Source organism: Lentibacillus populi, from assembly GCA_014642895.1.
Classification (GTDB): Bacteria; Bacillota; Bacilli; order Bacillales; family Amphibacillaceae; genus Lentibacillus_C; species Lentibacillus_C populi.
Genome location: BMJD01000035.1, coordinates 1 through 24,723, shown reverse-complemented (window position 1 = coordinate 24,723; position 24,723 = coordinate 1). Strand labels below are relative to the sequence as shown.

The window sequence follows — 24,723 nt, the reverse complement described above, 5'->3', positions numbered from 1 at the left end:
GGGATTGTGTCTTGTCCAACTATTTACTAAGCCTTTCTCTAAAAACCTTCCTCATTGGCCTGCCGTTTATCCATTTCTTCTTTCGTATAAATCAACCGCATCGGGTTTCCACCGACGAAAGCGCCAGCAGGCACGTCTTTGTGAACAAGTGTCCCAGCAGAGACGATTGCCTGATCACCGATGGTAACACCGGGCAATATCGTAGCATTTGCACCAATCATGACTTCATTTCCGATGACAACCTCACCAATCCTGTATTCCTTGATTAAATATTCATGCGCTAATATCGTGGTATTATAACCAATAACACTATTTGTTCCCACTGTAATTTTTTCTGGAAACATAATGTCCGGCATAACCATTAGGGCAAAAGCGGTGTGATTGCCAACATCCATATGTAAAAACGTCCGATACAGCCAATTTTTCATTGCTAAAAATGGCGTGTAGCGGGCAATCTGGATCACAATAAAGTTTTTCATAACCTTCCAGAATGATACAGTCTGATAAATCTGCCATAAAGAATTGGCGTCTTTAACACGATACCGGTTCGTCCTGCGCATGATTTTTACACCTCGATAATCGTTAACAAATCTCTTATATCATCAAGCATATAGGTTGGATTGTACGCGAGCAGCTCTTCTTTTCCCCTTAACGACCATGCTACAGCAGCCGTTGCAACACCCGCATTCTGTCCTGCCTCTATATCATGTGAATTATCGCCAACCATTAGTGTAGTTTCAGGCTGTGCACTCAGATTGCTCATTGCCTTGACGATTGGCTCCGGATGTGGTTTTGCATGGGTAACATCATCAAGTGTAATGATGGTTTCAAAAAAATGATCAATCGCCGTTAACTTTAATCCCTTATTAACGGTATGGCGCATCTTTGTGGTAACGATCCCAAGCTGCAAACCATGTTTCTTCAGCCGGGTCAATGTTTCCACAACATATGGAAATGCTGTGACATATTCATCATGATGCTGCAAATTATGCTCGCGATATGTCGCAATCATTGCATTAACTTGAGCCGGGTCAATCTGCTGAAACGATTCTTTTAATGGCGGGCCAATAAATTCAATCGCTTTTTCGCGGGAAAAAGGTTTCCCATAATGGTGAAACGTATGCTCAAAGGATGCAATAATTAATTCATTTGTATCAATTAAAGTACCGTCCAAATCAAAAAGTATTGTATGAATGCTCATGCGAAGCTTCCTTTCTTTTGCTGAATTCTGGTCGCTTCCAAACAAAAGCGATGATGATGGTTAATAGTATTGCCGTAAGTAAACGAATGATAAGCAGTGGCCAAACCGGAATCCCAAGCGGAATAAACACAAGCGTATCCTCAACGACCGCATGACAGGAAACGAGGAAAATCAAAGCTAAATACATATCACGCTTTGATACACCATCTTCTTTTACTGCCTGAATCATTAGTCCAGCACCATAAGCTAGTCCAATCGTTAAACCAGCAACAAGTGTCATCGATGTGTTCTTTTCCATCCCAAGCAATTTAGTAAAAGGCGCAAAGCCGTTTGAAAACTTTGTCAGAAAGCCTTTTTCCCGAAGAAATTGCATGATAATCATTAATGGGATAACGATTAATGCTAATTGAGTAACAGCAACTAGCGCTGTTTGGATTCCCTGGACAACAATCGTTAACCAGCTGTCCAAGTTGGGCTCAGACGATGAAATCAATCCATACTGGGCAGGTTCCACACCACCAGACCATAGCAAGTTAATAAGGGTCGCTGCCAGCAAGGCAAGCATGATCCGGATTCCCGATATCAGCCAGCCACTGACGCCAACTCTCGCCGCAACCGTTGATTCAATAAATAGGTTGTGCGAAAAGGACAGCATTACCGCCAAAATAAATACCTCTTTAACCGAAAAATCAAACGATACGATGGCAGCTATTCCTGCATATAAATTAAGTGCATTGCCAAGCACCAATGGCACTGCCGCTTCACCGGACAAACCGAACAGTCCCATAACTGGAGTGAGCTGCTTAATAATCCAAGGTAAAATTGGTGTATATTGTAAAATTGTTACGATAAGGGTAATTGGAAAAATAACCTTTCCTAATGTCCATGTTACGTGAACCCCTTGTTTAAAACCCCGATAGAAAATTCCCCTCAATCCCAAATCCCCCTATGTTGTATGGTCAAAAAACTGTCTGTTGGCAAACAGCTGCATTCACCGCTTATCTTTTGGTACAATGCTGTAGCTATTTCTTTTTATCTTTCGATGCAATTTTGGTCCCATCATAACGATGCTTTGCCATGCCTGATTTACGACGGTAGATAATTAAGGCAATCCCAACAACAATAATCACGATCGAAATGACTTGAGCGGCACGCAGCCCACCGGAAACGAGGCTATCGGTACGCATCGATTCAACAAAATACCGTCCAATCGAGTATGTCATGGCATATGCTAAGAACACCTCACCACGAACCGGATTAAACCGTCTTAATAGTAACAAAAAGATAAACACAAGAATGTCCCAGAAGGATTCGTACAAGAATGTCGGATGGTACATCACCCCGTCAATACACATCTGATTCATAATGAAATCGGGCAAGTACTGGTGAAAACTATTATATGTAGCTTCTGCTATCGGCCCGCCATGTGCTTCCTGATTCATGAAGTTCCCCCAGCGGCCGATTGCTTGCCCTAAAATAAGACTTGGTGCAACAATATCTGCCAGCTGCCAAAAGGAAACCTTTTTCACTCGAGCAAAGACAATTGCTGTTAAGACGGAACCAATTAATGCCCCATGAATGGCGATTCCACCATTCCAAATGGCGAACACATCCCACCATGTGCCACCCTTATATTGATCCCATTCAAAAATAACATAATAGATTCGTGCGCAAATAATGGCAATCGGAATAGCAAAGACAATTAAATCAACGATGATGTCTTTCTTCAGACCAAGCCGGTTCGCTTCTCTTGTTGCTAGAAATAGTCCGATAAACGCGCCAAACGCAATGATAACGCCGTACCAGTAAATGGTTAATGGACCAAGCTCCAAAAATACTCGATCAAGTGTAGGTGCACTGCAAGTCAACAAAATCACTCCTATTCCATATCATCTTTTTCCTGTTCAATCATGTTTGTTAAACGTTCGGAAAATTCTTCTGCAGCATTAACTCCCATATTTTTCAACCGGAAATTCATCGCAGCAACCTCAATAATGACAGCAAGGTTTCTTCCTGGCCGAACAGGGATAGTCGCCTTTGGAAGATCCACATCCATAATTTTCATTTTTTCTTCGTCCAGTCCAAGCCGGTCATATTGTTTCTTTTCATCCCATAATTCCAAATTGATAATTAGGGAAATTTTTTTGTAACTCCGGACAGCACCTGCTCCAAATAATGTCATCACGTTGATAATTCCTAATCCACGAATTTCCAGTAAATGTTCGATTAATGGTGGCGCATTTCCAATTAAACTATCGTAATCTTCCTGACGTATTTCTACACTATCGTCCGCTACCAGCCGATGACCACGCTTCACCAGTTCCAGTGCTGTTTCGCTTTTTCCTACACCACTTTGCCCAGTAATCAAAACGCCGACACCATAAATGTCGACAAGTACACCATGGATTGCGGTAAACGGGGCAAATTTGGCTTCAAGATAATTGGTAAGCCTGCTAATCACGCGGGTTGTCTTCCTTGGCGAGTGCAAAATAGGCACACCAGAGTCATTCGCAGCATTTATCATTACTTCCGGAATATCCATCCCCCTGCTGATAACGATTCCGGGTGTTATATCGGTACACAATTTTTCCGCTCGGTCCTTTTGCTGGTCATCGGTAAGTTCCAAAAAATAAGCCATTTCCGTTTTACCGATTAATTGCAGGCGTTCTTTCGGATAATATTTAAAGTATCCTGTCATTTCGATTCCCGGGCGTGAAATATCACTCGTAATAATTTCCCTATGTATGCCATCCTCACCAGCTACAAGCGTCAAATTAAAATTTGCCAATAAATCTTTTGTCCGTACTTTCTCCATGTATGGTTTCCTCCAGTCAATAACTGCTTTTCATTGTAGCATATTTCTTACGAATGGAGTAACACTTGGCCATAAGAAAAGCGCAAGCGCCCGTTTAGCGGCGTATGTGCTGGACTGAACCGAAGGAGATAAAGGAAACATGCCCCTTCATAGGGGTATGCCGACGTTGGACGCAAAGTCCGTTCTTAGTCGGCCTTCCTCCTTCCCGAACCGATGTTGACTTATCGTACGGAGGCGGGTGTTGCACACTAGCCGCTGGGCGCTGGAGCTGGACATGGCCATTCTTGATCATGAATTAATATCGCTAAAAATTATAAATTTTCTTTACTTTTAAAAAAAACGCAGGGCACGTACCTGCGATTACGAATATCGTATAAAATTGGAGCTTATCTCATCGTATCTTTTACAAGCTGATTCAATAAAAGATTTAGTATAGAAATAACGATAGAGGCAATGATAGCTGTACCGAATCCATTAATAACAAATGAGGAATCCATTACCCCCTGCGTAATCATTAATGTAATCGCATTAATGACAAACAAAAACAAACCGAGCGAGAACACCGTAATCGGCAATGTTAACACGATTAAGATTGGTTTCACGATAACATTTAGAATAGATAAGATGAAACTGGCTAGCAGTGCCGTCCCGAATCCTTCAAGGTAAAAGGAATCAAACAGCTGTGCTACGGCAATTAATGCGACTGCATTTAAGAAAATCGATAAAAACCATCTCAGAAACATTAATACACCTCACCCTCATTTGGTATAATAATCGTCGCGACCAGGTAAATCAGTGATAATGTAAACAAACTTGGAATTAATACAATCACAAATATCAGCCTTACTATCGTGGCATCTATATTAAAGTACTCGGCAATACCTCCTAAAACTCCGGCAACTTTACGATCCTTGATTGATCTGGTTAAACGTTTTGGCATTCGAACCCCTCCTGGTTCCTTTTATTTTCCCTTTGATTGAACTTTTATAAACATTCTACTCTTATGTATACGTTCCCGGAACATGAAAAGCTTCATTTTTTGAAAATCCCCTGCCATTTTCCTTTGGCAAGGGATGTTGTTGTTTTAGGAAGCTATTTATCATAATCCCAAATATAAAATCGCTCTTTGCCTAACGCTTTTTTAGCGCCTTCCAGGATTTCTGCTTTATTTTTGGGGTTTTGCTGGAATTGACCAAGCACGCCGTTTGCCTGTGATTTATGTGCCGATATGGCAGCCATTTTTTTATCGAAAATATCTCTAACATCATTTACAATATCCGGTTTTCCAAGTACATCAGGAAAATTGTTGGAAATTGCCTGCGCCCACACTACCGGCCGTTTTGTTTCATCCATGTGCCGGACTGCCTCAACAGCTGCAGCGCCTAGTGCATTATGATCGGGGTGTACGGCATAGTCAGGGTAATGGGTAATCACCAGACTTGGTTCAATTTCTTCCAAAATATCTTTCAAGTGTTCTGCTACCGTCTGCCGGTCTTCGAATTCAAGTGTTTTATCACGATAGCCGAGCATACGTAAATCGATATCAAGTGCTTTACAGGCGTTGATCAGCTCTTCTTTGCGGATTTCCGGTAATGTTTCCCGATTGGCAAATGTCGGTGATCCCATGTTACGACCCATTTCACCTAGTGTTCCGCACAAATATGTAACAGACACACCTTGTTTACGAAATTTTGTTATCGTACCGGCAGCACCAAATGACTCATCATCTGGATGCGGATAGATTACAACAACATGTTTTTCCATGTCTATCATCCTCTCAAAAGTTAATAACGGAATGGTGCTTCACTTAACTGCAGGGAAACCATTAAACGTCCTTCCCGGTCATGACCGGCGAGTAACAATTGATTGTCCCCATGGATCGTCCAATCGCTCAATCCTTCCGCGTAAATCCAGCCAAATTCCATTTTTAATCCGGCTCGATAAGATTTTCCGTCACCAACAATCCTTGCTTGCGAAAATTTCACTTTAGCATTACGAATATACGCGCCAACATTGTACGCTTCACTATTAACATGGCTTGCATAAGCACCGTTCGTTGTTTCTAAATGAACATAAACTTCCTTATCTATAAAACGTTCCAAATGCTGTTGTACAGCTTCCATTTCTATTGGTTTCATCTGTTTGCTCCTCTCATACAACCTCCTCTTTTACATTACCGAAATGGAAGGAATGCGTCAAAATATTTGACTACTGGATTACCCTGTCGAGCGAGAATCAGCATAACGCTGCCAAGCTGCTTTTCACAAAAATACAAAAAGGCAGCAAACCCTCGAGCAGGCTTACTACCTTTCTAGTGCGTGTTCAAAAAGTCGCCGAATCGAGTCTTGAAGGTCGAGGCGGCGTAGCTCCCGGCACCGGGCTTCCACAGGATGTGGTGACTTCTGCGTTGCCCACAGGACGTGGGCGGTTTTAGTAGAAGTTCCTTATCTCAGGTACATGAGGAGCGGGCTTGCACAGGACGTGCTGACTTCTGCTGTTGGCGATTGTCGTGGGCGGTTTTAGCAGAAGATCCCCTTCCGCCAACTCTAGAGTTCGCCGCTTATCATTTGGTGACTTTTTGAACATCCTCTTCTATCACTTCGTCCCCACCTTCTCTTTTTCCACAAGTACCTCTTCCATCCGCTTCCGGTCACGTTCCAGGATTGGTTTCAAGTAATGTCCGGTATAGGATCCTTCTGTTTCTGCTATTTTCTCGGGAGTTCCGGTTGCAATAATCTGTCCACCGCGATCCCCGCCCTCAGGACCGAGATCAATGATATGATCGGCAGTTTTAATGACATCAAGATTATGTTCAATGATCAATACCGTGTCACCATTATCGACTAGCCGCTGCAAGACACTGAGTAACCGTTTTATATCATCGACATGAAGTCCAGTTGTCGGTTCATCCAAAATATAGAAGGACTTGCCGTTTGACCGGCGATGCAGTTCACTGGCCAGCTTCACCCGTTGTGCCTCCCCACCAGATAGTGTAGTAGCCGGCTGACCAAGTTTTATATAGCCTAATCCGACATCATAGATCGTTTGCAATTTGCGTTTGATTTTAGGAATGTTGGCAAAGAAATCCAATGCTTCTTCAATCGTCATATCGAGCACATCGGCAATACTTTTCCCTTTATATTTTACCTCTAGTGTTTCCCGGTTATAGCGTTTTCCGTGACACACTTCACATGGAACATACACATCAGGCAAAAAGTGCATTTCAATTTTAATTATGCCGTCGCCACGACATGCCTCACAACGTCCGCCTTTCACATTGAAACTGAACCGGCCTTTTTTGTAGCCCCGAATTTTTGCTTCATTCGTTTGGGCAAAAACATCGCGAATATCGTCAAACACACCCGTATAGGTTGCCGGATTTGACCTTGGTGTCCGGCCGATTGGTGATTGATCAATGTCGATTACCTTCTCAATGTTCGTAATGCCATTAATTTTCTTATGTTTACCTGGTTTGTGTTTGCCCTTGTAGAGCTGTTTTGCCAATGATTTATACAAAATTTCATTTACTAACGTACTTTTGCCTGAACCGGAAACACCCGTGACAACTGTCATTAAGCCGATTGGAAATTTAGCCGTAACATTTTTTAAATTGTTTTCTTCCGCACCGACGACCTCAATTTTCTTTTTCGTCGGTTTACGGCGCTTTACAGGTAAAGAGACAAATTTTTCACCCGATAGATAGTTACCGGTAAGGGAATGCTTATTCTTCATTACTTTTTCAGGTGTCCCACTGGCAACGATCGAACCACCATGTTCTCCTGCACCAGGGCCAATATCGATCAGCCAATCGGCAGCAAGCATCGTATCCTCATCATGCTCCACAACGATTAATGTATTGTCCAAATCGCGCATCTGTTTCAAGGTGCTGATTAACCGATCGTTATCACGCTGATGCAAGCCAATGGATGGCTCGTCCAGAACATATAATACACCAGTTAACGCCGAGCCGATTTGTGTCGCCAACCGGATCCGCTGTGCCTCACCACCTGATAATGTCCCAGCTGCCCGTGACAAGGTTAAATAGTCCAGTCCAACATTGTTAAGGAAGGTAAGCCGATTGCCGATTTCCTTTAAAATCATTCTGGCAATTTGTTCTTCTTTTTCGCTTAGTTCCAGATGGCTAAAAAAGTGGTTTGCCTCGGTTATGGAAAAATCGGTCACCTGGCTAATATGCAGCCCATTAACCAAAACTGCACGTGCTTCTTCTTTTAACCGGTAGCCATCACACGTCGGACAATTTTTCTGCGCCATATATTTTTCCAATGTTTCCCGGATAAAGTCTGATGATGTTTCGCGATATCGTCTTGCTATATTGTTTAAGACACCTTCGAACATGATCTGGTTATCCCGGACATTGCCGAAATCATTCACATAATGAAAATGAATTTTCTCTTTCCCGCTCCCGTTTAAAATGATATCCATTTGTTTTTTCGGCAGTTTTTTTACAGGTACATCCATATCAATTCCATAGTGTGTACAAACACTTTTTAACAGCTGTGGATAGTATTGCGAGCTAATCGGCTCCCATGCTGCAATCGCATGTTCATTCAGTGTTTTATCCCAGTCAGGAATCACCAGATCAATGTCAACCTCCAGTTTAGTTCCCAATCCGTCACATGTTGGACATGCACCGTACGGACTGTTAAATGAAAATAAACGCGGTTCCAATTCACTAATCGAAAATCCGCAAATTGGACAGGCGTGGTTTTCACTGAATTTCAGTTCTTCTTCTCCGATTACATCAACGATTAAGTTACCTTCCCCAAGCTCCAAAGCGGTTTCGATCGAATCACTAAGCCGCCCGGCAATCCCGTCCTTTACTACAATCCGATCCACAACAACCTCGATTGAGTGCTTTTTGTTTTTTTCCAGTGTTATTTCTTCCGTTACTTCCCGCATTTCCTTATCAACACGAATTCGTACATATCCTTCCTGCTTTAATTTCTCCAGCGTTTTTACATGTTCACCTTTGCGTCCGGAAACAACCGGCGCAAGGATTTGCAGTTTTGTACGTTCGGGATATTCCAAAATACGATCGACCATTTGCTGAACCGTTTGTGAACTGATTTCAATCCCATGTCTCGGACAGGTTGGATGGCCGACCCGGGCAAAAAGCAGCCGCAAATAATCATAAATTTCCGTAACCGTTCCAACGGTTGAACGCGGATTTCTGCTCGTCGTTTTCTGATCGATGGAGATCGCTGGTGATAACCCTTCAATCGTATCGACATCCGGCTTATCCATTTGCCCTAAAAACTGACGGGCGTAGGCAGATAGCGATTCAACATAGCGGCGCTGCCCTTCTGCATAGATCGTATCAAAGGCTAGTGATGACTTCCCTGATCCGGATAAGCCGGTCAGAACAACAAGTTTATTCTTTGGAATGGTAATATCAATATTCTTTAAATTATGTGCTCTGGCACCTTTAATTTGTATTGCTTTACTAGGCATGAAACGGTCATCCTTCCGCAGTAATTATGAAACATCAGCTTTAAGCTCAAGTATAATATCACGCAGCTCAGCAGCTTTTTCAAAATCAAGCGCTTTTGCTGCATCTTTCATTTCTTTTTCCATATTCTCGATTAATTTTAGCTTTTCTTTCTTCGGCAGTTTCGCCACGTTCGTTCCCTTTTCTTCATAAACCTCCTGATCTTCTGCGGCAACGGTAACTTTAATCACATCGCGAACATCTTTCCTGATCGTCGTTGGTGTGATGTGATGTGCTTCATTATATGCTATTTGTTTTTCCCGGCGGCGATTCGTTTCCTCAATCGCTACCTGCATTGAATGGGTTATGTTGTCAGCATACATAATAACCTCGCCGTTTTCATTTCGCGCTGCCCGGCCCATCGTTTGGATCAGGGAACGCTCTGACCGCAAAAATCCTTCTTTATCTGCATCCAATATCGCTACAAGCGAAACTTCAGGTATATCAAGTCCTTCACGCAACAAGTTAATCCCGACCAGTACATCGTATTTACCGATACGCAAGTCGCGAATAATTTCAATCCGTTCCAACGTCTTGATTTCCGAATGCAAATAGGCAACCTTTATGCCAATTTCTTTCAAATAGTCAGTCAGGTCCTCAGACATTTTTTTCGTTAATGTTGTCACAAGTACACGTTCGTTTCGCTCGGTTCGTTTATTAATTTCACCAATTAGATCATCAATTTGACCTTTAATCGGCCTTACATCAATTTCTGGATCCAATAGCCCTGTTGGCCGGATGATTTGCTCGGTCACTTCAGGTGAGTGTTCCATTTCATAAGGCCCGGGAGTTGCCGAGACATAAATAAGCTGGTTTGTTTGTTTTTCAAACTCGGCAAATTTTAATGGGCGGTTATCAAGTGCAGAGGGCAGCCGGAATCCATGATCAACTAAAACTTGCTTCCTTGCCCTGTCCCCATTATACATTCCTCTGATTTGCGGCAGTGTAACGTGTGATTCATCGATAACTACCAAAAAGTCATCCGGGAAATAGTCCAGCAATGTATATGGTGTCGAGCCTGCTTCACGAAACGCCAAATGTCTGGAATAGTTCTCGATTCCAGAACAAAAGCCCATTTCCTCCATCATTTCAATATCATAATTAGTTCGTTGCTCCAAGCGCTGTGCCTCTAATAATTTATTCTCATCACGCAGCTCTTTTAGTCGTTCTGCCAATTCCTTTCTTATATTTTCTATTGCAATTTTCAATTTTTCTTCACGGGTAACGAAGTGGGATGCCGGAAATATCGCTACATGCTCCCGATCGCCAATTATTTCACCAGTCAATGCATCTACTTCCCGAATCCGATCGATTTCATCACCGAAAAACTCGACCCGCATACAATGCTCCTCATGTGATGCCGGAATAATCTCAACCGAGTCCCCGCGCACACGAAACGTACCACGCTGGAAATCAATATCATTTCTGGCATATTGGATACCGACTAATTCGCGTAACAGCTGGTCACGGTCTTTTTCCATGCCCATCCGTAATGATAAAACCTGACTTCCATATTCCTCTGGTGAACCTAACCCGTAAATACAAGATACACTGGCAACGATCAATACATCATTCCGCTCAAATAACGCCGAGGTTGCCGAGTGCCTTAATTTATCTATCTCATCATTGATACTTGCATCTTTTTCAATGAACGTATCCGTTGATGGTACATATGCTTCTGGCTGATAATAATCGTAATAACTGACAAAATATTCAACAGCATTGTTCGGGAAGTATTCCTTAAACTCACTATACAGCTGTCCGGCCAATGTTTTGTTATGGGCAATGACAAGTGTCGGCCGATTTATTTCCTTCACAACGTTTGATACGGTAAATGTCTTCCCGGTACCTGTTGCACCAAGCAGTGTCTGATGCCGCTGACCAGCCAGCACTTTTTCAACTAATTCCTTAATTGCTTTGGGTTGATCCCCTTCAGGTTCATAGTTAGCAACTAGTTCAAACTGTTTTTCCACAAGCCAGCCTCCGTTCTTTCGTCTGTAATCTATCATATCATAATTAACTTGAAATCTAATCTTCCACAGGAAAAAATGAATGTTCAGCTCCACTATGGAATTTCCATTATCTATTCTAACATAAACCGAACAAGTATTCGAGCATTTTGCATTGTGCTCTTTTGTCCATTGTACCCGAATGCTCGGCTAAAAAATCATGCGGAATAAAGCAAATTAAAAAACATTAGCCAATGGCTAATGTTTTTTAAATAATTCAGCTTGTAAGCACTTATCAATAATCTGATAAATTGGCTCCTTCATGAGGTTATCATGATACTCATTCATGTTTCTTCTGTGTATTTCCTGTTTACGTTTATCCGAAAAAAAAAGATTAAGCCCCCGCTCCAGTTCATTTATTGTGCTGGATATAATCAATCCTTGCTTTTCCAGGAGCCTGGCATTGATTTGTTCCTGACCCGGTAAAGGATTGTAAATAAAAATCGGTTTATACTTTTGCAAGCTTTCACTAATCGTTACCCCGCCCGGCTTGGTGACAACTGCATCCACCTTGTCGTACAGATCGTTCATTTCATCCTTGCTGGTAATATAAGAATATGGGGTTACGTTCGGTCTGTTCTGGCGAAGCAATTGTTTGTACAGGCTATCATTTTTACCGCAAAGCACATGATAGTGAATCCGGTTTACATTTGCTGAGCTGGCAAGTATCTGCCCAATTGCCCCAACTCCTAAACTTCCCCCCGTAACCAGTACGGCACGCTTATCGGATAGAGGCCGCTGTTTTCCCTGCCTGGTAACGGCTGGGTGAACCGGAATACCTGTTATGAAAATACGTTCCTTGCTAACGCCTCTTTCCATTAAAAATTTTTTTACATGAACGGTCGGTACAAAATGATAATCGATTTCTTCCAACCCCCAAACCCGATTAACGAAAAAATCCGTATAGACATTAATGATCATTTTATTAAGCTGTTTTTTCCTTTTTAATCTGCTGGCAATGTAAGAGGGAAGTGCATGGGTGCAAAAAATGATCGCTGGGTCTTTTTCGTTGATTAGCCGCCTTAAAAAATGTGAGAACAGTCCTTCATAGAGAAAATAATGACCGGTTTGCTGGCTCTTATTATATGCAACGTACTGGTAAAGGCGATTATAAACATTTGGAAATAATTTAATCCATGTTAAATAAGAGGACGAGACCACGCGCTCCATTTTTCCGTAGCTATAGGATAAAATATCAACCTTGTCGCAGTTCATGTTTCGCTCACATTTCGCCAGTTCCTGGATTAATGCGTCTGCAACATGATGATGTCCGGTTGGCAGTTGCATAAATGGTAAAAATAAAGCTTTTACCGTTTGGCTCATTCGATCATCTCCATTTAAGGGGTTGTTCAAAAAGTCCGGTAAAAATGACACATCGAGATAGGGAATCTTCGACTAAGTACCGACACGTCCTGTTCAAGCCCGCTGCTCGAAACTTCGCCGCCTCGAACTGCGACTACTGGACGTGCTAGTGTCGGCGTTGCAACAGGACATGGCGACCTTAGCCGGCCTTGGTCCTTTTTATCCTCTTTTTTGAACACGCACTTTAATCCCATCAATTACCTGTAAAACCATTGTCACTGGCATGTTATAATTGCCATTGGAGAGGAGTTTATACAATGTTGTTTATTCTTATTGTGCTTGTTATGGCGATAATTATTTTATTTTATAAAGCTTATAAAAACACGAAAGAGATTACCATAAATAAAATTTCAATCGGCACGGAGCAAACGAATCAAAACCAGCCATTATCAATCCTGCATCTTTCCGATATGCATTTGGAAAATATTTCGTTGAGTCCCCTCCTGTTGTCAGAAAAATTGCGTCATGAAACTATTGATATCATCGCCTTGACTGGTGACTTTTTAGATCGTAAGCGTAGTATTCCGAAGCTGAAGCCATATTTGAAAGTACTGAAGGAGTTGCAGCCCAGACACGGAATTTATGCGGTATTTGGCAATCATGATTACGTTCTGAAGGATGAAGATTTAAACGATCTGAAAAACCTGCTGGAAGCGTATGATTGTCACGTATTGCAAAATGCCAGTGAAACAATCGAAGTGAACGGCAGTACGATCAACATCATTGGAATTGATGATTATAGCACCGGCCGAAGCGACGTCCCGTTAGCATTTCACCGTGTTCAAAAAGGTACAAATATCATTTTAACCCATGACCCAACTGTAGTATTGGATATGGATAACCACAAATTTGATTATTTGATGGCGGGGCATTTTCATGGAGGACAAATCTGCTACCCTAAAGCATACCATCTGGCAAAAATGGGAAAACTTGCACGTCAGCACATTATTAAAGGACTGCACAAACAAGATAATATGCCTTATTACATTAGCGAAGGGCTAGGTCAAACCGGAATTAATATCCGCATTGGCAGCAGACCGGAAATCACCTTCCATAATATTGCCATTCAGTCAGATACCCCGCTTTAATAAAGTGGACGCTTTTCCCCACGGAATGTTAGCATTAGGCCCACTCGATGTGGGGCACAAGGACGAAGGCATAAGGATGTGACGTTCTTAGTCTTTGTTCCTATGATCGAATCTTTACGGCCAGTTGCCCCCCGGTACACTTTATAGAAATCCATAGGCATATGATAGGGGGCTTACTGATCGTTAAGGTGGGATAATTTATCTTTTGACATAAACAAATATACAGGATTATGATGACAAACTGCATTTGCTAAAAAGTTAATTGGTACAAATGTCCATTTTTTATACAGCATGTAATAGGGGTTGCTGATCGGAAAAATTTCAAACCCAAGTCGTTCAGCACCTCGATATAATGTTGTAATTCCGATTATTCCTTTAATTTCATTTGCTTTCCAATGAAGTCTGACATAACTATCCAGTATTGGTAAGGAACGTTTAATCATATGATAGACATACACACCACGCTTGATATCACCATTAACTTGCTTTAATTCATGCAGCATCTTTACATTGTGCAAATGAATTTTAAGTAATACATCATTCTTATTGATTTCTGTCCCATCTTGAAGTATTACCGGTTTGCCTTTATATCGCGTAAGCCTGACACGAAACAGTGTTTTCTTTTTATTTTGATCCATTACATATTGTAAGCGGGTAAAACGAAAATAAAGGGGATCCAGTACATTCCACATACTTAGTAAATGACTTTTCATTTTCCTGTCCTTTCTCCATTCCATCATCAATAGTTTGTTTTAAAGGAAAGAAAATATCAAAGGAATTTTTTAGAGGATGTTCAAAATGTCACCAAATCGATCACTACTTTTTGGCAGCCTTTAAATCCCGCGGGAAATGGCATTTAATTTTAAAAAGATAGTTTGATTCCTGGAATTTTGATAACATTTATTTTAAGATCATGGCCTTAAAACGTTTTGGGGCCGAAGCCGGATACAGTACAATCAAACCATTTCTATTCACGTACAAGGAGGGAGTACTTTGAAGGTATGTAGTAGTGAGGGAATATTCTTGGCTGCCAAAAAAACGCGTCATGTTTTTCTTGATAATAATGTCAAGCTTTGTACGTTTACCCTTTTTCAATATCGGTAATATAAGCGATCATTCCGATAAAAACATCGGTGCCCTTTTCGCTCCATTTTTAATCCAAAATGATCTAGCTGCATTCGTAAAACCAATCTAATGATTCGGGGTTTCCGATTGGTCTGAAAATACTTGCTGCAGTATATAAATGATCATGCAAATTGTGATAAATAAAAATCCCCATCCGAGCACTTTTTGCTGATCTTCCAAGTAATTGTTACATATTTGAATTGGTGTATCGATGTATAGCCATGCCATTAGTCCGAACATTGGCAAGTAATTTAAATAAACAAAACTTTTACCGACTATTTTTAGCTTGCACCAGCTATCCCGTAAACACAATCCCGCTAAAAAGGGGAGACTTATAAATTTGAACAGCTCCATATACCAAAGGCTGACTGCCTCATCTAATACACGGGGGAGCATCCAATACATGGTAATAATAATGAACAACAAGATACCTGGGATGCCACTCGCATTCCATTTTGTAAAAAAATTGATGAATTTCCCAATAAAAATTCCGCCCATCAGCCAACCTGCCACAATCAGTAATGGCAGCTGGACGAGCATATGGAACAGCATAACCGATTCTAAAAAATGAACAACAGGTGGGATCATTAACAACCCATACAAGCTAAGGCCAATTCCTGCCTGCTTCATTATCGGCTCCCCCTTTTTTTAAATCATGCAAGTTTTTTCTTACTAAAGTCGCTGCCAGCATTCAATGTATTTCGATTCATTAGAAAACGCACAAAATGCCAGACAAAAATGGAAACAGCCATGACCAAACAGATTCCGGAAACGGCACCAAATTGTGCTGGTCCTATCCAATCCGGGAAATGTGTGGCCCAGCGTCTTGGTGTACTAATAGCTCCAGAAACGAGGAATGATCCGCTTACCCCCATAATGCCCAGTATATAGATAACAAACGCCATTTTATCAAGCATATTTATTCGCATATTACATTCAACTTTTGCCACATAATACATAAATCCGAATATCATCGCAAGCGCACCGAGTCCCATATACATATGAAAATGACCTGGTACCCATTTTGTATTATGCATCACATGGTTGACAACAATTGTTGCATCAATAATTGCTGGCACAACCCCAAGCACCCAGCCGAACATCGCGACGTACGTTAACCCTGACGCCATGTCCCACTTAATCCCTGACTTATATACGATCATTAAAGCACCATACGCTGTAACAACCAATACAGGCAAACCATTCGAATATGATAGAACCTGCGCCATAATCAATGTCCATTTTGGCATAACGGAATCCATCAGCAAATGGTGTGTATAGATAATTAACGTAAATACAGTCGACATTGTCCAGGCAACCAAAAATGATTTACTCGACTTCCATGGCCGATCCGTATATTTCTGCAAGATTTCATATACAGCAATCACAGCCATGTATATAACCGCATTGGCAAAAATGTGTCCGAATGCATATGTCAGGTTTTTAGCAAGTAATGGATCAAAGGTAAAACTTGGATTGATCACATTAATAATATTCATTATCAGTACAACCGCACCAGCTGTAATTGCGGTCGTGTTTACAATTGTCACCATTGTACTTGCCACAACAGCCCCGGGCGGTGCGTCTTGTTCAGCCTTTTTGCCAGCAATTACATCCCAGCCAAGTCCTTTGCCCAGACTGCCATATTTTTTAATAATTGCCCGGCCGGCATCAAGATAGAAGAGCAAAAACCCAATTCCCAAAACGAGCATTCCGCCAAGATATAGCAATGCTCCAATCGTTCCCCATGCATTTGCTGACAGAGCCGGCAGCGGATATAAGAACGTCCATGCGCTGGCATATTCGAAGGAAAAAACACCAATGATAACCATTACGACACCAATTAAAAATAAAGCTAAATTTATCCTCAATATTTTTTGAGATAATGTTACATATTTATTTAGAAAATACCACATGATTGCAGCGGCAGCTAATGCAGCAACCCCTATCATTCCTGTTCCATGTATCGTCAGAAACTGATAGAATGTAGCCGGTGGCAAATTAATAACACCACCTTGCTGCAGGAGCATCAAAATCCCAAAGATCATCATGGCAATAACAATAATTCCACTGATTGCCAGATAGGTAACAACTTGATTATTCCGCGTTTTTTCAGCTACTTGATTTACATTCATGTTTAACACCTCCGTCTATTTGACTAGTTGACTTCAAATTTCTGAACCATAGCATGATGCGCCAGACCGCAATACTCCAAGCAGAGCACCTGATATGCCCCTGGTTTGTCAAAGGTGATATACACTTTGTTCGTGTAATCCGGCATTGCTTGGGTTTGGGCAATTAAGGTCATATTTTCATCATAAATTCCAAATCCGTGATTCACGTCACTACTTGTTACATGGAATTCAATCGGTTCTCCAGCCGCAAATTCCGTTTTACTCATCTTGAATGCAAACTGTATCGCCTCTACCTCAACTACTGTCGGTTCGTTTTCTTCCCCATACACTGGTATGTCGTACGGTAACTCCCTTAATGTATAAATCGTTACGGCCAGCATAAAAACGACCAATGCTGTACCATAAAAATTCCGCGCCTCATACCATTTCTTTTTAATAGGCTCATATGGCCTCCGCTCCCTCGATTTAAGTGCAACAATACCAAAAACCATTACAATAACCATCATAAAAAACAATGTTGTTACCCATGCCACGGTTTGAACACTCACCGTAAAACCTCCTTCATCATTCAATTTTTGCGTTTCCAATTAAAAAGTCCTATAAATATAGCAGTGATCGGCTATATCATATAAAATTTTATCGCTTTATCTAGTGATCCAAATCACTAAAAACCATTTATTTTTTTGAATTTAAGGAGTTTTTCTATTATTATAGTTTACACTGTGAATACGGTGTTAATCGGGTTAATAGGCGAACAACAAAAAAAGATAAAGATACACGTTTAAAGTGTAACTTTATCTTTTAGTTATGTCTGAGACTTGTGGTACGGGATGATGTTCCGCCCGGTTTTGGACGATATTCCCGTGATACCAGGCAATGCGGACGTGATTCTGGACGATGTGCACACATTCCATTTGATTTGTGCGCGGTTCCTGTCGATCTGCCGGCATTCCAGTTGATGTTCCGGCTATCCAGTCGATGTTCTCGCAATTCCGGTTGATGCTCTGCATTTCTGGACGATATTCCTGCGGTTCCGGTCGATGTCTCATATTTCCTGACGATATCCTTGCATTTCCGGTCGATATTCTAGCGGTTCCTGTCGATGTCGTAAACATGCTCAGCTCTCTGGGTGTTGTTCCACCGCCCTGATGTCAATTCAATTCAGCCTTTTCTTTCCATTTGCGTTCACCGTTCCGGTACTTCTCTTTCGTAAACACAATGCCTAATTCATGATGATCTCCCTGATAGAGTGCACTCTTTATGAAACGAACCTCACCAGAATCATCCACAACCTCCAGCTTGAAAAATGCGCCACTTGCTTGTAATGCATGATAAAATTCGGCTACATCATTTACCTTTTTGCCATTGACCTTATGAATTGTTTCACCGATAAGAATGCCTAATCGATCTGCAGGTGTATCCGGAATAATAGCCAGTACTTTCAATCCCTTTCCGGATCCATGAAAATAGGGTATGTTTTCCTTATCATGAATCCGATGCCGATAACCGATATACTCCCTGCCTAAAACAGCAATAATAACGGCAGCTAGTGAAAGCCAGGAAACAAACACACTTCCGGCAGCGAATAATAAAACCAGCACACCAAGCGTACCGATTGAATTGGCCAATTTTCTCCTAACCTGGTATGGTGCATGTCCTCTAACCACATGATCAAAGCCAAGCAGAAATGGAACCAGCAGCAAACTGTATGTATCCCCACCTAATGAAAAATACGGCCAAAAAGGGGCAAATGTTGTTATTAATCCAGACGGCACCAAGACAAAAAATGGAATGACACTCAATTTCTTTATATGATGCTGGCCAACCCATTTCCCGCGATTCCCCAAAACCAAATCGGGAAATGACTCATTTCGTTTGACCCGCAATACTAACACAGCCTCTACAAGTAGCAACAGGCCCAACAATATAACCAACCCGGTAAAGTTAGCTTCTGTAAGCAGGTCTGTATCAAGATTAATATACGTTTGCTTCTCCAAAAAGTATGGGATAAATAATAATAAAAAGTAAGTAAATCCAATGGTATAGCTTGGCGAAAGAAGGTTCAATCTTAAACCAAGACCGAGTACAATAGTAACAATGCTTAACAAGAATATAGTTTCATACGAAAAAGCAATCCCGATACCCAAAACAAGCACTGACAGACTAATCCCTGTAACAAGCGAAACAAGCCATGTATTTTTACATTCTGAAAACACATCGAACACTTTAGTTCCAAAGTTCATTCGTTCCTTTTTGATTCTGGCCATACCACTTAAGACAACTATAATAATTGCCCAATACAATAATGGATTTAAAAATAGCTTGCCAATCCCTTTTGCCAATTCCATTAACCATGCTTCTATCAATATGATCACCTTCCAGCAGCTAAATATCCACTTCTTATATTCGGGATATAGCGAGCTAGTTCCTGCTATTCGTATCCGTAATTCCTATTTTACCACGATATTACTTCCGAAACACAACCAATCCGCGAGTTTCCCCGCGGATTTGTTTATTTATATAGTTCTTCCAGCGCTTTAGCCATTTGCTGATCATCATCGCCACTGCGAATATGATCAACAATTTGTGCTTCAATCAATCCGGCTGTTTCCTTGTCAATCTTGCCTGTTGCTTGTAAATCATTATCCTGCTGAAATTGCTTAACGGCTTTTTCGGTTTCTTTGTTAAAATAACCATCCTTTCGCCCAGGTTCATAACCTAATCCAAGTAGCATGATCTGAATGTTTTTTATATTATCACCTGTATGATTATAGGTTAGCTGCTTATCTATTTGAACAGGATTCGAATAAAAGTAATCGGCTTGTTTTACTTTAATTGTCGGTTCTACCCCTTTTTCATGAATCCAATTTCCTTCAGGCGAAAGCCACTTATAAAATGTTAACTTAATTGTGCTGCCATCACCCATGGGAACAGCTTGCTGTACCGTACCCTTACCAAAGCTCTTCGTCCCAACGATATCATACCCGGCTTCTTTCATTGCTACAGCAAGAATTTCCGAAGCCGACGCACTTCCTTCATCAATGACAACACTGACCGGATAATCCTTCTTCTCCTTTAAATCCGAATAATATGGTGTCTTCTCTCCGTTTTGGTCTTCAATCTGAACATATGGCACATCTTTTGTAATAAACAATTTTAAAATATCTTCCACGGCATTAAAGAGACCTCCTGGATTGCCTCGCACATCAATGACTAATCCTTCTATTCCATCTTCCTCAAGCTTTGTTAATTGCTCCTTGAATTCCGTTGCTGTATTCTCAGAAAACGTAGTAATTTCGAGGATACCAGTCTTTTTACCGTCAATTTCTTTTTCTTTGGAATAAACTGTTTCTACCGGAATATCGTCTCGTTTGATCGTAACATCAAATGGCTCTGAAACGCCTGGACGCTGCACTTGTAAAACAACTTTGGAACCTTTTTTCCCACGAATCTTTTCAACAGCCTCGTACAGTTCCAATCCCTCAACACTTTCCTTATCAACTTTTAAAATTTGATCATTTGGCCGCAATCCTGCCTCTTCGGCCGGAGAATCTTTGATTGGTGCAATGATGGTAACTTTTCCATTAACCATACTTACCTCCGCACCGATCCCTTCAAAGGATGATTCAATTGTTTCATTGAATTGTTCCATTGTTTCAGCATCCATATATGTACTGTAAGGGTCATCCAATGTGCCTAACATCCCTTTTACAGCACCCTCAATCAGCTCCTGATCCTTAACATCCTTTAAATAATGCTTTTTAATTAAATTGAAGGCTTGGACAACTTTATCCATATTTTTAGGTTGTTCCATTTCCTCATTATCCTTGTCCAAAGGCAAATCAATGTCCGCTTTGTGGTCTTGCTCCGCCTGATCCGGCTGTGCTAACTTAACGCCAGCAAAACCACCAGCAAAACCTAGAACAAGTGCCGCAATCAAAATAAAAATATACTGTTTTTTGAATTTCATCATTTCACCCCAATTTTTATTTTTTTCTGATTGGTGGTTCCTGTTCCCATATGTCAAGTAAAAGAGAAGTTATTTCCATCAATACGTTTTGATTCAAAGTTTATAGGAAAAGGCATCACACCGTAATGTGCGATGCCTTTAATAATATATTTTATGCTTTAAAAATGCAAATATCATTAAAATGTTAGTAGAGATACGGTGATTGCAATGGATTTACTGAATTACTCTTAGCTGCATTCCAACCACCTTTATGGATTTCAAAATGTAAATGTGGACCTGTTGAATTTCCAGTATTACCTGAAGCTCCAATCGTTTGCCCCTTGCTTACGCTTTGTCCAGCCGAAACTGAAATACTGCTTAAATGTGCATAAAGGGTAGTATACGTTACACCGTCAATTGAATGAGCTACCAGTATAACATTGCCATAGCCATTCATCATACCATCATATTCCGTGTTAGTAGAAATAACAACACCCGGTGCTGCGGCTGAAACCGCTGTTCCAACTCCTACACCAAAATCAATACCTGCATGTAGAGTCCCCCAGCGGCTTCCGTACCCTGAAGTAATCGGTCCGGAAACAGGGAAGCTAAACATGGCACCCCCATTTGAACTGTTGAGTGTTGGAGGCGCTGAAGAACTAGAGCTTGTTTGATTACTCCTTGCCTTTGCAGCTTGTTCCTTAGCTTTTTGTTCCAACTCGTTTTGCTTTTGTTTTGCCAGTTCTATTGCTTTGCTGGTTGCTTCTGCTTGAGCACGTAAAATTTCCTGTTCATCTTCCAAGGATACTTTATAATCTTCCAGATGCTCATGTTCTTCTTCCAATTGAGCCTTTAGTTTTTCTTTTTCAGCTGCTTGTTCATCCAATTGGCCTTTTAGTGACTCCAATTCTTTCTTTTGATTCTCTAATGCAGCTTTTTTGGTTTCTACTTCTTTTTTATTTTCCTGTACTTCAGCTTTTTTCGCTTCCATAGCTCTTTTGTCTGCTTCCAGTTCTTCCATTATACTTTTATCAGAATCCATGATGGTGTTCACAGCCGATGATCTGCTGACAAAATCACCAAAGCTTTGAGAGCCAAGTATAACCTCCATATACTTCATGCTTCCCCCACTTTTCTGGATTGCACGGAGGCGTTCCTTAAGTAAGTTTTCCCGCTCTTTGATGCTTTTTTGTAATTCCTTAATTTCTTCCTTTAACTGTTCAATTTTTGCTTTCAATTGCTCAATTTCATCGTTTGTTGACTTAATTTCGTCTTCCTTTTTCTGGATCTTATTTTTGGTATCGGAAAGTTTTTGGTCTATCCCCTTTATTTGACTTTCCACATTATCCTGTTTCGACAAATTTTTATCAATCTTCTGTTCGGCAGCACTTTTTTTATTGGTAACCTCGCCCTGTTTTTCTTTTAATTGGTCCTTTTCCTTTTCCAACTGATTGATCTGATCATTTACATCGTCCATTGACTTTGCTTCAACATGACTGAAGCTTGCAAAACTTGTCCCTGCACACAGGAACCCGACAAGTATGTATGAGGCTGTTCGTTTCATCTCGCATCTCCTTCTCCTGTTGTAAATATTTCTCTGGATTATGTTTTTTCAAAAAGCTGCCAAATCTTTGTTTACCGCTTTGCATTTGGCAACTTTTTGAAGGACCTCTATTAAACTTTCAAGAATTTGCGGACACTCATCACACTTCCCCAAATACCAATCAATCCACCAATTACGAGAATAATGAGTGATAATTGCCAGGCAAATGGGTTAAACGGCAATAATTCAACAAAACTAAATTTAAGGTTAAATCTTTCACTAAGATTATTTTCCAAGTAATAGTAACCACCGAGAATTGCTGCAATCGGAATGATCGAACCGAATATTCCAAGAAGCATTCCTTCCACGAAAAACGGCCAGCGGATAAATCCGTTTGTTGCACCAACCAATTTCATGATGCCTATTTCCTTACTTCGCGCCATGATTGTCAGTTTGATCGTATTCGAAATAAGGAAAATCGCAGTAAATACCAAACCAGCAATTAATACAAGCCCGATATTGCGCGCATATTGATTAAATTGAAATAATCGATTGACGACATCTTTTCCGTAATTAACTTCCTGAACATTATCAAAATCGGCAATATCGTTCGCCACGTCGATTGTGTCCAGCGGGTCTTTTGTTTTAACAATAAATACATGGTTCAGCGGGTTATCCTGTTCAAATAATTGCCATGAATCCCCTTCCTTCCCCATGCTTTTGACCAAGCCTTCCAATTGTTCATCCTTTGACGAAAACTCAACTTTATCAACTTCATCCATTTTTTCAATGTTGTCACCTAATTGCTTAATCTGATCTTCTTTTGCAGTAAGGTCGATCAATACATTTATTTCAACATCATCTTCAATGTTGTCTGCCATTTTATTCAGATTAAGCATCAGAGCAAGAAACACACCAACTAAAATCAAAGTTGTTGTAACGGCTCCGATTGAGGCAACCGTCATCCAGCCATTACGAAAAATATTCTTTATGCCCTCACGAAAGTGGCGCTTTAATGTTCTAAATTTCATAGCCGTATTCACCTCGTTGCTCGTCCCTTACAATTAACCCGTCCTCTACTGCAATAACACGTTTTTTAATTGTATTGACAATTTCTTTGCTGTGTGTGGCCATGATAACGGTCGTACCTCTGGAGTTGATTTCTTCAAAGATCCGCATAATTCCCCATGATGTATCAGGGTCCAGATTTCCTGTTGGTTCATCCGCAATAACAATTTTCGGATGATTCACTATTGCCCGGGCAATGGAAACGCGCTGCTGTTCCCCGCCTGATAATTCGTCAGGGATAGACCGGGCTTTACTTTTCAGTCCTACAAGTTCCAGAACCTCCATTACCCGTTTACGTATCATACGAGGTGATTCTTCAATAACCTCTAATGCAAAAGCAATATTTTCATAGACTGATAGTTTCGGCAGCAACTTAAAATCCTGAAAAATAACGCCAATATTGCGCCTTAAAAAGGGAACTTTTCTTTCTTTTAACCGTTGCATATCCGTATTATTAATAATAATTGACCCTTTAGATGCTTTTACTTCCCGGTACATCAGCCTGACAAAGGTTGATTTACCTGCTCCGCTTGGTCCGACTATGTAAACAAATTCACCTTGTTCAATCCTTATATTGACACCACTAAGTGCTGTCACACCGTTCGGATATGTTTTTGAAACATCTTTCATTGTTATCATATTTGAATCACCTTTTAATTTATTGTTGTGTACTCTAAGATGTCGAAGCTTCGTATAAATAAAAACAATATCTCACTTTTATTCATATTTATTTGATTAACACTCCTATAGTATAACATTTTTCAACAGGATTTTTAGACAAAATAATATTACATTTTCATTTCAAATGCTGTAATTTTTTTACCGTAGTTTTGCAGTTGAATATCAAACAATGTTGTCCCAAAACGTTGAAGCTCAACGCCTTAGGGGCTATTTTTATTTTATTTTTTTAAATATTTTT

Annotated in this window: 23 protein-coding genes; 1 reads left to right on the top strand and 22 read right to left on the bottom strand. The window is 40.8% G+C overall.

Annotated elements, in window-relative coordinates; translation table 11 throughout:
* Nucleotides 1-38: 38 nt before the first annotated feature.
* From IEX12_RS17145 to IEX12_RS17090, 12 genes are all read right to left on the bottom strand, one after another.
* Complete coding sequence (locus IEX12_RS17145) at nt 39-560, bottom strand: acyltransferase (RefSeq protein ID WP_088052984.1); 522 nt, start codon at nt 558-560, stop codon at nt 39-41.
* A gap of 5 nt (nt 561-565) precedes the next feature.
* Nucleotides 566-1,201 (bottom strand): pyrophosphatase PpaX, encoded by a 636-nt coding sequence (ppaX, locus tag IEX12_RS17140; protein ID WP_088052983.1) that lies wholly within the window; start codon nt 1,199-1,201, stop codon nt 566-568.
* Nucleotides 1,176-2,135, bottom strand: a complete 960-nt coding sequence (locus IEX12_RS17135; protein ID WP_088052982.1) for a nucleoside recognition domain-containing protein — start codon at nt 2,133-2,135, stop codon at nt 1,176-1,178. Before IEX12_RS17135 ends, ppaX begins: the two co-directional genes overlap by 26 nt.
* A gap of 88 nt (nt 2,136-2,223) precedes the next feature.
* Nucleotides 2,224-3,069, bottom strand: a complete 846-nt coding sequence (gene lgt / locus IEX12_RS17130; RefSeq protein WP_088052981.1) for a prolipoprotein diacylglyceryl transferase — start codon at nt 3,067-3,069, stop codon at nt 2,224-2,226.
* Between the two features lie 11 nt (nt 3,070-3,080).
* On the bottom strand, nt 3,081-4,016 hold the full coding sequence (hprK, locus tag IEX12_RS17125) for an HPr(Ser) kinase/phosphatase (protein ID WP_088052980.1): 936 nt from the start codon (nt 4,014-4,016) through the stop codon (nt 3,081-3,083).
* A 386-nt stretch (nt 4,017-4,402) separates the two neighbouring features.
* Complete coding sequence (locus IEX12_RS17120; protein WP_088052979.1) at nt 4,403-4,759, bottom strand: phage holin family protein; 357 nt, start codon at nt 4,757-4,759, stop codon at nt 4,403-4,405.
* Nucleotides 4,759-4,956, bottom strand: a complete 198-nt coding sequence (locus IEX12_RS17115; protein WP_088052978.1) for a PspC domain-containing protein — start codon at nt 4,954-4,956, stop codon at nt 4,759-4,761. The genes IEX12_RS17120 and IEX12_RS17115 overlap by 1 nt, the downstream gene beginning before the upstream one ends.
* A 152-nt stretch (nt 4,957-5,108) precedes the next feature.
* Nucleotides 5,109-5,780 carry a bacillithiol biosynthesis deacetylase BshB2 gene (bshB2, locus tag IEX12_RS17110; RefSeq protein ID WP_188725565.1) on the bottom strand — a complete coding sequence of 224 codons (672 nt, stop codon included), beginning with the start codon at nt 5,778-5,780 and terminating at the stop codon, nt 5,109-5,111.
* 20 nt (nt 5,781-5,800) lie between these two features.
* Complete coding sequence (locus IEX12_RS17105; RefSeq protein ID WP_188725564.1) at nt 5,801-6,154, bottom strand: YojF family protein; 354 nt, start codon at nt 6,152-6,154, stop codon at nt 5,801-5,803.
* 457 nt (nt 6,155-6,611) lie between these two features.
* Nucleotides 6,612-9,488, bottom strand: coding sequence for an excinuclease ABC subunit UvrA (gene uvrA, locus IEX12_RS17100; protein WP_102414935.1), 2,877 nt, complete (start codon nt 9,486-9,488; stop codon nt 6,612-6,614).
* A gap of 24 nt (nt 9,489-9,512) precedes the next feature.
* Nucleotides 9,513-11,498, bottom strand: a complete 1,986-nt coding sequence (gene uvrB / locus IEX12_RS17095) for an excinuclease ABC subunit UvrB (protein WP_088052973.1) — start codon at nt 11,496-11,498, stop codon at nt 9,513-9,515.
* Between the two features lie 234 nt (nt 11,499-11,732).
* Nucleotides 11,733-12,857, bottom strand: coding sequence for an MGDG synthase family glycosyltransferase (locus IEX12_RS17090; RefSeq protein WP_188725563.1), 1,125 nt, complete (start codon nt 12,855-12,857; stop codon nt 11,733-11,735).
* 296 nt (nt 12,858-13,153) lie between these two features.
* Here IEX12_RS17090 and IEX12_RS17085 point away from each other — a divergent pair, with 296 nt between their 5' ends.
* Nucleotides 13,154-13,984 carry a metallophosphoesterase gene (locus IEX12_RS17085; protein WP_088052971.1) on the top strand — a complete coding sequence of 277 codons (831 nt, stop codon included), beginning with the start codon at nt 13,154-13,156 and terminating at the stop codon, nt 13,982-13,984.
* A gap of 173 nt (nt 13,985-14,157) precedes the next feature.
* Here IEX12_RS17085 and IEX12_RS17080 read toward each other — a convergent pair whose 3' ends face one another.
* The 10 genes from IEX12_RS17080 to ftsE all read right to left on the bottom strand — a co-directional run bounded on the left by IEX12_RS17080 (nt 14,158) and on the right by ftsE (nt 24,443).
* Entirely contained in the window at nt 14,158-14,697 is a 540-nt protein-coding gene (locus IEX12_RS17080; RefSeq protein WP_102414932.1) for a YkoP family protein, read from the bottom strand.
* A 478-nt stretch (nt 14,698-15,175) separates the two neighbouring features.
* Nucleotides 15,176-15,739, bottom strand: coding sequence for a hypothetical protein (locus IEX12_RS17075; protein ID WP_188725562.1), 564 nt, complete (start codon nt 15,737-15,739; stop codon nt 15,176-15,178).
* Nucleotides 15,740-15,762: 23 nt separating this feature from the next.
* Nucleotides 15,763-17,244, bottom strand: coding sequence for a cbb3-type cytochrome c oxidase subunit I (locus IEX12_RS17070; RefSeq protein WP_088052967.1), 1,482 nt, complete (start codon nt 17,242-17,244; stop codon nt 15,763-15,765).
* A gap of 23 nt (nt 17,245-17,267) precedes the next feature.
* The gene (locus IEX12_RS17065; protein WP_235000483.1) at nt 17,268-17,792 is read right to left on the bottom strand and encodes a cupredoxin domain-containing protein; all 525 of its coding nucleotides are present in this window, start codon (nt 17,790-17,792) and stop codon (nt 17,268-17,270) included.
* A gap of 246 nt (nt 17,793-18,038) precedes the next feature.
* Nucleotides 18,039-18,359, bottom strand: a complete 321-nt coding sequence (locus IEX12_RS17060) for a hypothetical protein (protein WP_088052966.1) — start codon at nt 18,357-18,359, stop codon at nt 18,039-18,041.
* Nucleotides 18,360-18,395: 36 nt separating this feature from the next.
* Nucleotides 18,396-19,610 carry a PDZ domain-containing protein gene (locus IEX12_RS17055; RefSeq protein ID WP_088052965.1) on the bottom strand — a complete coding sequence of 405 codons (1,215 nt, stop codon included), beginning with the start codon at nt 19,608-19,610 and terminating at the stop codon, nt 18,396-18,398.
* Nucleotides 19,611-19,756: 146 nt separating this feature from the next.
* Entirely contained in the window at nt 19,757-21,214 is a 1,458-nt protein-coding gene (locus IEX12_RS17050; protein WP_188725561.1) for a S41 family peptidase, read from the bottom strand.
* Nucleotides 21,215-21,398: 184 nt separating this feature from the next.
* On the bottom strand, nt 21,399-22,757 hold the full coding sequence (locus IEX12_RS17045; protein ID WP_088052964.1) for a murein hydrolase activator EnvC family protein: 1,359 nt from the start codon (nt 22,755-22,757) through the stop codon (nt 21,399-21,401).
* A 110-nt stretch (nt 22,758-22,867) separates the two neighbouring features.
* Nucleotides 22,868-23,767: a permease-like cell division protein FtsX gene (gene ftsX, locus IEX12_RS17040; protein WP_088052963.1), complete on the bottom strand. Its 900-nt coding sequence runs from the start codon at nt 23,765-23,767 to the stop codon at nt 22,868-22,870.
* The gene (gene ftsE, locus IEX12_RS17035) at nt 23,757-24,443 is read right to left on the bottom strand and encodes a cell division ATP-binding protein FtsE (protein ID WP_088052962.1); all 687 of its coding nucleotides are present in this window, start codon (nt 24,441-24,443) and stop codon (nt 23,757-23,759) included. Before ftsE ends, ftsX begins: the two co-directional genes overlap by 11 nt.
* Nucleotides 24,444-24,723: the final 280 nt, after the last annotated feature.

Bases quoted from the DNA above. Each gene is read 5' to 3' on its own strand.
- IEX12_RS17145 (WP_088052984.1), bottom strand. From the start codon at position 560: ATGCGCAGGACGAACCGGTATCGTGTTAAAGACGCCAATTCTTTATGG.
- ppaX (WP_088052983.1), bottom strand. From the start codon at position 1,201: ATGAGCATTCATACAATACTTTTTGATTTGGACGGTACTTTAATTGAT.
- hprK (WP_088052980.1), bottom strand. From the start codon at position 4,016: ATGGAGAAAGTACGGACAAAAGATTTATTGGCAAATTTTAATTTGACG.
- IEX12_RS17120 (WP_088052979.1), bottom strand. From the start codon at position 4,759: ATGTTTCTGAGATGGTTTTTATCGATTTTCTTAAATGCAGTCGCATTA.
- IEX12_RS17115 (WP_088052978.1), bottom strand. From the start codon at position 4,956: ATGCCAAAACGTTTAACCAGATCAATCAAGGATCGTAAAGTTGCCGGA.
- bshB2 (WP_188725565.1), bottom strand. From the start codon at position 5,780: ATGGAAAAACATGTTGTTGTAATCTATCCGCATCCAGATGATGAGTCA.
- IEX12_RS17105 (WP_188725564.1), bottom strand. From the start codon at position 6,154: ATGAAACCAATAGAAATGGAAGCTGTACAACAGCATTTGGAACGTTTT.
- uvrA (WP_102414935.1), bottom strand. From the start codon at position 9,488: ATGCCTAGTAAAGCAATACAAATTAAAGGTGCCAGAGCACATAATTTA.
- IEX12_RS17090 (WP_188725563.1), bottom strand. From the start codon at position 12,857: ATGAGCCAAACGGTAAAAGCTTTATTTTTACCATTTATGCAACTGCCA.
- IEX12_RS17085 (WP_088052971.1), top strand. From the start codon at position 13,154: ATGTTGTTTATTCTTATTGTGCTTGTTATGGCGATAATTATTTTATTT.
- IEX12_RS17080 (WP_102414932.1), bottom strand. From the start codon at position 14,697: ATGAAAAGTCATTTACTAAGTATGTGGAATGTACTGGATCCCCTTTAT.
- IEX12_RS17075 (WP_188725562.1), bottom strand. From the start codon at position 15,739: ATGAAGCAGGCAGGAATTGGCCTTAGCTTGTATGGGTTGTTAATGATC.
- IEX12_RS17070 (WP_088052967.1), bottom strand. From the start codon at position 17,244: ATGAATGTAAATCAAGTAGCTGAAAAAACGCGGAATAATCAAGTTGTT.
- IEX12_RS17060 (WP_088052966.1), bottom strand. From the start codon at position 18,359: ATGTTTACGACATCGACAGGAACCGCTAGAATATCGACCGGAAATGCA.
- IEX12_RS17050 (WP_188725561.1), bottom strand. From the start codon at position 21,214: ATGAAATTCAAAAAACAGTATATTTTTATTTTGATTGCGGCACTTGTT.
- IEX12_RS17045 (WP_088052964.1), bottom strand. From the start codon at position 22,757: ATGAAACGAACAGCCTCATACATACTTGTCGGGTTCCTGTGTGCAGGG.
- ftsX (WP_088052963.1), bottom strand. From the start codon at position 23,767: ATGAAATTTAGAACATTAAAGCGCCACTTTCGTGAGGGCATAAAGAAT.
- ftsE (WP_088052962.1), bottom strand. From the start codon at position 24,443: ATGATAACAATGAAAGATGTTTCAAAAACATATCCGAACGGTGTGACA.